The sequence below is a fragment of the Undibacterium sp. JH2W genome (assembly GCF_049340425.1).
In the GTDB taxonomy this organism is placed as follows: domain Bacteria; phylum Pseudomonadota; class Gammaproteobacteria; order Burkholderiales; family Burkholderiaceae_D; genus Undibacterium.
This window is the reverse complement of the sequence record NZ_JBMPOT010000016.1, coordinates 127456-135717: the sequence shown is the minus strand read 5'-3', so window position 1 is coordinate 135717 and position 8262 is coordinate 127456. Positions and strand designations below refer to the sequence as shown.

Sequence of the window (8262 nt, the reverse complement as noted above, 5' to 3'; positions counted from 1 at the left end):
CTTTATTTCTTGTGAACACTTGCTATATTATTTAAGCTTTCCAAACAACCTAAGTTGCTTGGTGCGCTTCACCAAGTGCCCACATTTATTGACTGTTAATTGTTAAAGAACCGTATTCTTTTCTACTCAACCGAACTACTTATTCATCCAGTTTTGCGTCGCAGCGTTGTGTGCGTCAGCAGCAGAGAAACGAGATTATGGAGCACTTCTTTCGTGCTGTCAACACCCTGTCTTTATTTTCGTTCAGTTTAAATCTTTTAGATTCATTCTCAACTACTTCAGGCTATTTACAGCTCCAGGTTTCCGCGGCATTGCTGCGCTCAAACCTAAGTATTACTCCCTTCTTCGCCCGCTCTTCAGCGGGAGGCGGACTATAGCAAATTTACGGCCCGCTTTGCAAGAGAAATTTACTTAGCCCGACAAAATTACAAAAAATGAATTACGCTTATATAGATAAGCGAACAAAAGCCAAACAATGAATTATTCACTCTTTGATGATGCCAGTGACATATCACCCTGGAAAGAAGGCATCTGCGAAGGTGCACTGATACTCAGGCATTTTTCAGTGCCTCACGAAACTGTATTACTAGATGGTATACAACAAATATCAAGCAAACACCCTTTCCGACAGATGCGCACCCCCAATGGTCATCGCATGTCAGTCGCAATGACTTGCTGTGGCGAAGTAGGCTGGGTATCTGATAGCGATGGTTATCGCTATAGTGCTTATGACCCGGAAAATGGAGAGCACTGGCCTGCCATGCCGGATAGTTTTTATTCGCTTGCAGTGCAGGCTGCACAAGAAGCCGGCTTTGCAGGTTTCAAACCAGATAGCTGCTTGATCAATCAATACCAGGCAAGGTCGCGCCTTAGCCTGCATCAGGATAAGGATGAGAGAAATTTGGGAGCACCTATCGTGTCTTTCTCATTAGGGATACCGGCGACATTTCTTTTTGGGGGCATGCAACGGACTGATCCTGTCCAGCGCTATCATCTGGCACATGGCGATGTAGTGGTCTGGGGTGGCCCCGCCAGATTGCGCTACCATGGTGTAGCACCGATCAAAGAGGCGGCTCATCCCTTATTGGGAACGCAAAGAATCAATCTGACATTTCGCCAAGCTATATAGAAGAACGTTGATAATCCCATCACCGAATAACAAAACAAGCAATTCAATATGCCATTTTCGCTAGACAATCTCTTAGTCATAGGAATTTCTTCTCGCGCCTTATTTGATCTGGAAGCGGAAGAAACTATTTTTCAAGAACAAGGCTTGGACACTTATCGCCAGCATCAACTCAGGGAAGAAAGCAGCGTATTAAAACCAGGTGCAGGTTTTGCCCTGGTAAAAGCGCTACTGAAACTTAACGAACTGACACCCGGCCACAGATTGGTAGAAGTGGTCATCATGTCGCGCAATTCATCCGAGACTTCTTTGCGCATATTTAATTCGATCACCCATTATGGTCTGGATATTACGCGCGCAGCCTTGTCAGGCGGTGCGCCTTTGGCGCCCTACTTATTGGCCTTTAATGTCAGCCTGTTTTTATCCCTGCATGAAGATGATGTGCAAGCTGCTATCAATTCTGGCGTGGCATCGGCAATGCTCTATCGTTTACCAGAAAATGCCGCTGACCCAGAGCAAATCCGCATTGCCTTTGATGGCGATGCAGTCATCTTCTCAGATGAATCAGAACGCATTTATCAAGAGCATGGGGTGGAAGCCTTTGAACAGCATGAAAGAGAAAATGCCTTGAAGCCCTTGCCGGAAGGGCCCTTCGCAAGGCTACTGCTGGCCTTATCTTACTTACAGAATAATTTTAAAACACCAGATGGCCGCGCCTTCCCTTTGCGCACCGCACTTGTGACTGCACGCGCATCACCCGCACATGAACGGGTAATACGCACACTGCGCGCCTGGAATATCGCCATTGACGAAACCTTCTTCATGGGCGGCGTCAACAAGTCAGCAGTACTTGCAGCCTTCAAACCACATATGTTTTTTGATGACCAGCATGGTCATTGTCTACATGCGTCAAATGTCGTACCAACAGGGCGAGTACCAGTAAAACAGGTTGAAATGAACGGCAAACAAAATTCATTGATCAAATAAATGAAAAATAGATAGATATCGCGGGAGATCTACCAGCATTGATTGCTTTAGCAAATCCACATTTAGTTTTACAAGCAAGTAAATCGAATTGTGTCAAATTTGCATTTTATTTACCTTTATTTATCATAAAGAGATGTGAGGAACTGCTAGAATAATGATGCAGTGAACTGCTTGTCGAGCGACGCCAAAAGTATTTGACATTAATACCAACTGGTAAGAGATCTTCTTTTAAGAGAAGGCTATCACGCATATGGTTTCGCGGCTCTTTCAAATCATCAGGCTCCTTCTTGTACCGGCGCTCGTATGCATCCTTCCCGCCAGGGAGACCTTCGCAGTTGAGCACGTGCATCTGCAACTGAAATATTTGCATCAATTCCAATTTGCCGGTTACTACGCAGCCCTGGAAAAAGGCTACTACAAAGAAGCCGGGCTGGATGTGCAGATAGACCAAGGTGTCAGTGGTAATGAACCCTTGCTAAGGACCCTATCGAGCACGGGTGAATACGGTGTAGGCAGTAGCAGCCTGCTATTGGAAAGAAATGCCGGGAAACCAATAGTAGTGCTGGCGGTGATCTTCCAGCACTCCCCGTATGTGCTCCTGGCACCAAAAACAGGACCAACGCAGACTATTCATGACATCATTGGTAAACGAGTCATGTTGGCAGCCCAATCAGAAGAGCTGATCGCTTACTTGAAACGGGAAGGAATCAGCCTGGGTCAAATGCAGTTGGTAGAACACAGTTTCAAACCTGACGATTTAATCAACCATAAGATATATGGTTTTTCTGCCTATGCCACCAATGAAACCGACTACCTCGATCAAGCCGGGTTTGACTATCAAGTCTATACACCCAGGTCCTCGGGAATTGACTTTTACGGTGACAATTTATTTACCAGCGAGAATGAAATCAGGGATCACCCTGCACGCGCGAAAGCCTTTCGCGAAGCAAGCTTGCGCGGCTGGCAGTATGCAATGAGCAATCAGGAAGAAATAGCAGACTTAATCCTCAAAAAATATTCCCAGCGCAATAAACGTGAGCACTTATTGTACGAAGCGCGGCAAATGGTGCCATTAGTACAGCCTGTGTTAGTGGAAATGGGCTACATGAACCCTGGTCGCTGGCGACACATTAGCGAAACCTATGCAGAACTAGGGATGTTGCCGCGAAATACAAATCTGGACGGGTTCCTGTATGACTCCAATCCCAGGCCCAACCTGCACTGGCTGTATGGCAGCTTGGTCGCGCTTGGCATTCTGGCAATGACAGCAACCCTGATTCATTTTCATAAACTGGCCAAGGAGAGACGTGTCGCACAGGAGCGCATACGCGACAGTGAAGAAAGGATGAATTTTGCACTTGAAGGCGCAGGATACGGAATTTGGGACTGGAATGTCAAAACCGGCAAAATAATCTATTCGCAGCGCTGGAAAGACATGCATGGCTATACCGATGCAGATTTACAAAACAATGCAGGCGGCTGGGAAGAATTTGTTCATGCAGACGATATCGAACAGACCCGACAGGCGATACAGGATTATTTTGATGGAAAAACAAAACATTTTGTCAATGAATACCGCTTACGCGGTAAAGATGGTCAGTGGATATGGGTAATAGATCGTGGAATGATTACTGGGCGGGATGCCACAGGACGGCCATTACGTATGATTTGCACACACGCTGATATCTCTGAACGCCGCTCAACTGAAGAGAAACTCAAGCAATTGAACGAAAACCTTGAATTCAAAGTAGACGAGCGCACACGCGAACTCAATCAGGCCATGGAGCAAATTGTTGAATCTCAAAAGTTAGCTTCGTTGGGCAGCATGGTCGCAGGGATTTCCCACGAATTAAACACACCACTCGGCAACATCCTGATGGTCGCATCAACCTTGATCGACAAACTGGAAATCACTCATGCATCGATACAAAGTGGCAATCTCAGTCGCACGACCTTATTTAAAAACATGAACGAATGCCATCACGCCGGCGAGATGATTATGCGCAGTGCTAACCGTTCAGTAGAATTGATAGAGAGTTTCAAGCGGGTAGCTGTTGATCAGACCAGTCAACGCCGTCGCATATTCGACTTGCGAGCAGTAGTCCAGGATACCTTGAATGCTTTTGGCCCGGCACTACGTCGTGCCAATGTAGAGGTGAGCCTAAAAATACCAGAAGCACTGGAAATGGATAGCTTTCCTGGCCATCTGGAACAAATAATTAATAATTTAATCACAAACTCACTATTACATGGTTTTGAAGACAAAACCAGCGGGCAAATATCCATCAGCGCCGAGCGCCAAGGCGATAATGTAGAACTCATTTATACAGATAATGGTGTCGGCATCGCAAAAGACCTGCAACACAGAGTATTTGAGCCATTTTATACGACAAAACTCGGCCAGGGAGGTTCCGGCCTGGGCTTATCAATAGTACATAATATGACTCAGGCAATTTTCAAGGGACGTCTTGTTCTTGAAAGCGAGCCCGAAAAAGGTATCAAGATCGTGTTCCACTTCCCTCTTAACACGCCGGTTTAAATTTTACACAACGATTTACCATCACCTGATACACCAAGCGAATTGACAAGCAACAACCCGGACACACCATCAAAAGCAAGTCCTGCAAATCACGGTTGGGAGTTTATGATGAAAAAAAATGCACTCTTTTGCTCTGTGCTGCTTGTCTCACCGATTGTCAATCATGCAGCGTTTGCGCAAGGCAGCATCACAATCTATGGCATAGTCGATGTGGGTATCATCAAAGAAAACAGCAGTAATACTGCAGGTTCCGCACTAAAATTGGAAAGTGGCCTGCAATCGCAAAGCAGAATTGGGTTCAAAGGTTCTGAAAGTCTGGGTAGTGATCTGACGGCAAACTTCGTACTAGAGTCTGGCTTAAATGCGGATACCGGTTCGTATGCGCAGAACCTGGGTTTTAGTAGTCAATCCTGGGTTGGTCTGAGCGGCACATTTGGCAACATCCGGTTTGGTCGACAATTCACCCCTTATTTTGCTGCAGTAACTACGTCAGAACCATTTGATACCAGCGGGCCGGGAGATGCCACGCGCTTATTGGCCTCCAGTGGCTACCGCATGAACAATAGCATCAAGTACTCCCTGCCTTATGCTAACGGTTGGTATGGCGATATTGCCTATGGGGCTGGAGAATTAGCAGGAAACAATTCAGCCAATCGTCAGCTAAGTGCCGATTTTGGTTATGCCCATGGCCCTGTCGATATCAAACTTGGGTATCACAATGTCAACGATGCGAATGGAAGCAATCCCATACGTCACTTGTTAATGGGCGGCACCTATGATTTTGGCCTGGTAAAATTATGGCTGATTTATGGGACCAGCAAAGATTCGATGGCTCTAGACACCCGCGACACACTGCTCGGGCTAACTGCTCCAGTCGGTGCCGGCCTGTTTGCTGTCGACTACATACGCAAGACTGACAGAGTTAATAACAATGCCAACGCCACGCAAATGGCGCTAGGATATTATTACCCACTCTCCTTGCGCACCAATTTGTATGCAATCCATTCTCGCTTGTCCAACGATCAAAATGCCAGTTATAGCGTAGTTGTCCCCGGAAGCAGCAACAGGATTACCGCGATAGGAATGCGGCATAAGTTTTAACCGACCTCCAGTTTTTCTGTGTCCATCCCGCGCATATCCAAATAAAGATATGCGCGAGCACAAAAAGCTTTTGCCTAATCACTACAAGTATGTGCGGCTTTTAACGCTGAGCCACCGCATCCACCACACACAAGGCTGTCATATTGACGATACGACGTACTGTCGCAGATGGCGTCAAAATGTGCACAGGTTTGGCACAACCCAACAGGATAGGGCCAATCGCTACGTTATTACCCGCTGTTGTCTTCAACAAGTTATAGGCAATATTTGCTGCATCGATATTCGGCATGACGAGCAAATTGGCATCGCTCTTCAAAGTCGAATCAGGCATCATTTTCTTGCGATAGCTGGTATCCAGTGCAGTATCACCATGCATTTCACCATCGACTTCGAGATCAGGTGCATCGCGCTGGATAATCGCCAGAGCAGCGCGCATTTTTTGTGCTGACTCACTATTGCTGGAACCAAAATTTGAATGCGACAATAAGGCTGCTTTAGGCAGCAAACCAAAGCGACGCATTTCTTCTGCCGCAAGAATAGTGATTTCAGCGATTTGTTCTGCTGTCGGGTTTTCATTGACATGCGTATCAACCAATACCACCTGACGATCTGGCAGGACCAGGCCATTCATGGCAGCATAGACATTGACACCCTCACGCTTGCCCAATACCTGGTTAATGTAATTCAGGTGCAGGCCGGTAGTACCAAAGGTACCGCAGATCATGCCGTCTGCATCACCCTTATGGATCATCATGGCACCGATCAGTGAATGACGGCGACGCATTTCCAGTTTGGCATATTGCTCGGTCACGCCTTTACGGGCTGTCATCTGGTGATAAGTCTGCCAGTAATCGCGATAGCGGTCATCTTGCTCCGGATTGATGACCTCAAAATCTACACCTGCCTTGAGACGCAGGCCAAATTTTTCTATGCGTTGGTCAAGGATGTGTGGCCGGCCCACCAGGATAGGCGTTGCCAGCTTCTCATCAACAATAACCTGTACTGCACGCAAGACTTTTTCTTCTTCACCTTCGGCATAGACGATACGCTTACGGTCAGCCGGTGCTTTTTTAGCGATCTGGAACAGCGGTTTCATGAAAGTACCACTGTGATACACGAATTGCTGCAACTTCTCTACATAAGCCTGCATGTCCTGGATAGGACGAGCTGCCACGCCACATATTTCTGCAGCACGTGCTACAGCAGGCGCGATCTTGATCATCAGGCGCGGATCAAAAGGCTTGGGTATCAGGTATTCCGGACCAAAAGACAGGTTGCTGATGCCATACGCAGAAGCGACGACATCTGATTGCTCGGCCTGGGCCAGTTCTGCAATAGCGTGTACAACCGCGATTTCCATTTCACGTGTGATGGTGGTCGCGCCACAATCCAGGGCGCCACGGAAAATGTAAGGGAAACACAGGACATTATTAACTTGATTCGGGAAGTCAGAACGTCCTGTCGCCATGATGGCATCATCCCGCACAGCCTTGACTTCATCAGGCAGGATTTCTGGCGTAGGGTTGGCCAAGGCCAGGATCAAAGGATTAGGTGCCATCAGTTTGACCATATCCTGCTTCAACACACCTGCTGCAGACAAACCTAAGAAGATATCTGCGCCAGGCATGACATCACGCAGGCTACGGGCTGAGGTTTCTTGCGCAAAACGCTCTTTGTCCGGGTCCATCAACTCAACACGGCCTTTATAGACCACGCCAGCCAGATCGGTAACAAAAATATTTTCCAGCGGGAAGCCCAGATCGACGATCAAATCCAGGCAAGCCAGCGCCGCAGCACCCGCACCAGAAACGACCAGCTTGGTGTTTTTGATGGTTTTTCCCACGACTTTCAAGCCATTCAGGATGGCCGCGCCAACGATGATCGCTGTGCCGTGCTGGTCATCATGAAAGACCGGTATCTTCATGCGCTCACGCAGTTTGCGCTCTATATAAAAGCATTCTGGTGCTTTGATATCTTCGAGATTGATGCCGCCAAATGTCGGTTCCAGAGAAGCAATGATATCAACCAGCTTGTCAGGATCAGACTCACTGATTTCGATATCAAATACATCAATGCCAGCGAACTTCTTGAACAGTACGCCCTTACCTTCCATCACTGGCTTGGATGCCAGTGGGCCGATATTGCCCAGACCCAGCACTGCGGTACCGTTGGTAATCACGCCGACCAGGTTGCCACGGGCAGTGTATTTGAATGCAGCAGTAGGATCAGCGACGATTTCTTCACAAGGTGCAGCCACACCGGGGGAATACGCCAAAGCCAGATCACGTTGATTCGTCAATTGCTTGGTTGCAGTGACACTGATTTTGCCAGGAGTAGGAAATTCATGATATTCCAGCGCTGCCTGACGCAATTGTTGACGTATTTGCTCTTTTTGATCTGACGAATCCATGTGCTTGACCTTCTTTCTATTTTTGCTTACGGAAATCTTACTGGTAGAGATTCTAGCAGAGGGAACCCTCTAACTTTATACGTATTTGTACGACTCTTA

5 protein-coding genes are annotated in these 8262 nt (G+C 47.3%); 4 read left to right on the top strand and 1 reads right to left on the bottom strand.

All coding sequences use genetic code 11. From position 1 onward, the window contains the following. Positions 1-475: 475 nt before the first annotated feature. From alkB to ACO0LC_RS22605, 4 genes are all read left to right on the top strand, one after another. Complete coding sequence (alkB, locus tag ACO0LC_RS22620; protein WP_423007344.1) at positions 476-1129, top strand: DNA oxidative demethylase AlkB; 654 nt, start codon at positions 476-478, stop codon at positions 1127-1129. A 48-nt stretch (positions 1130-1177) separates the two neighbouring features. Next, the gene (locus tag ACO0LC_RS22615) at positions 1178-2113 is read left to right on the top strand and encodes a 5'-nucleotidase (RefSeq protein WP_423007342.1); all 936 of its coding nucleotides are present in this window, start codon (positions 1178-1180) and stop codon (positions 2111-2113) included. 250 nt (positions 2114-2363) lie between these two features. After that, the gene (locus ACO0LC_RS22610; protein WP_423007340.1) at positions 2364-4652 is read left to right on the top strand and encodes an ABC transporter substrate-binding protein; all 2289 of its coding nucleotides are present in this window, start codon (positions 2364-2366) and stop codon (positions 4650-4652) included. Between the two features lie 108 nt (positions 4653-4760). Further along, entirely contained in the window at positions 4761-5753 is a 993-nt protein-coding gene (locus tag ACO0LC_RS22605) for a porin (RefSeq protein WP_423007338.1), read from the top strand. Positions 5754-5853: 100 nt separating this feature from the next. Here ACO0LC_RS22605 and ACO0LC_RS22600 read toward each other — a convergent pair whose 3' ends face one another. Further along, positions 5854-8163: an NADP-dependent malic enzyme gene (locus ACO0LC_RS22600; protein ID WP_423007336.1), complete on the bottom strand. Its 2310-nt coding sequence runs from the start codon at positions 8161-8163 to the stop codon at positions 5854-5856. Positions 8164-8262: the final 99 nt, after the last annotated feature.

Coding starts and splice junctions, on each gene's coding strand:
- alkB (WP_423007344.1), top strand. CDS start 476: ATGAATTATTCACTCTTTGATGATGCCAGTGACATATCACCCTGGAAA.
- ACO0LC_RS22615 (WP_423007342.1), top strand. CDS start 1,178: ATGCCATTTTCGCTAGACAATCTCTTAGTCATAGGAATTTCTTCTCGC.
- ACO0LC_RS22610 (WP_423007340.1), top strand. CDS start 2,364: ATGGTTTCGCGGCTCTTTCAAATCATCAGGCTCCTTCTTGTACCGGCG.
- ACO0LC_RS22605 (WP_423007338.1), top strand. CDS start 4,761: ATGAAAAAAAATGCACTCTTTTGCTCTGTGCTGCTTGTCTCACCGATT.
- ACO0LC_RS22600 (WP_423007336.1), bottom strand. CDS start 8,163: ATGGATTCGTCAGATCAAAAAGAGCAAATACGTCAACAATTGCGTCAG.